This window comes from Faecalibacterium sp. DFI.5.82, from assembly GCF_029076575.1.
In the GTDB taxonomy this organism is placed as follows: Bacteria; Bacillota; Clostridia; order Oscillospirales; family Ruminococcaceae; genus Faecalibacterium; species Faecalibacterium duncaniae.
Map to the genome: position 1 here is coordinate 1 of NZ_JARFIS010000050.1, position 512 is coordinate 512.

Below are 512 nucleotides of genomic sequence, written 5' to 3' on the forward strand. Positions count from 1 at the left end.
GGCGGTTCTGGGCGACAGCATCACCGTGCCTTCCATTGACGGCAAGGTGGAGTACACCGTGCCCGAAGGCACCCAGAGCGGCACCACCTTCCGCCTGCGCGGCAAGGGCATCCAGTAGCTGAACGGCCGCGGCCGGGGCGATATGTACGTCAAGTGCGAGGTGGAGATCCCCAAGAAGCTGAACAAGGCCCAGCGGGATGCCCTGAAGAAGTTTGAGGGCACCCTGAAAGAGGAGAACTACGAAAAGCGCAAGGGCTTATTCAAAAAGCTGAAGGATATGTTCGCATAAGCTGTCCATCAAAAAAGAGCGAAGATTCGGTTGAATCTTCGCTCTTTTTGTTTGCAGTCAGATCAGCCCATATAGCTGATGTTCACATCGATCTGGCCGCCGTAACCGGGAATGCGGGACATTCCTCGTGACGGACGATGATATCATCATCTGCGACCCAGAATGTGAGTACGCTCCGCTGGTGGAGCGTCTGCATGGGCAGGTCATCCACATCAGCCCTGCC

The 512-nt window shown here is 56.2% G+C and carries 1 pseudogene; it reads left to right on the forward strand.

Features of this window, described 5'->3' with window-relative positions:
* A pseudogene (locus P0G09_RS15505) lies at positions 1-289 on the forward strand (DnaJ C-terminal domain-containing protein); the annotation flags it as partial.
* Positions 290-512: the final 223 nt, after the last annotated feature.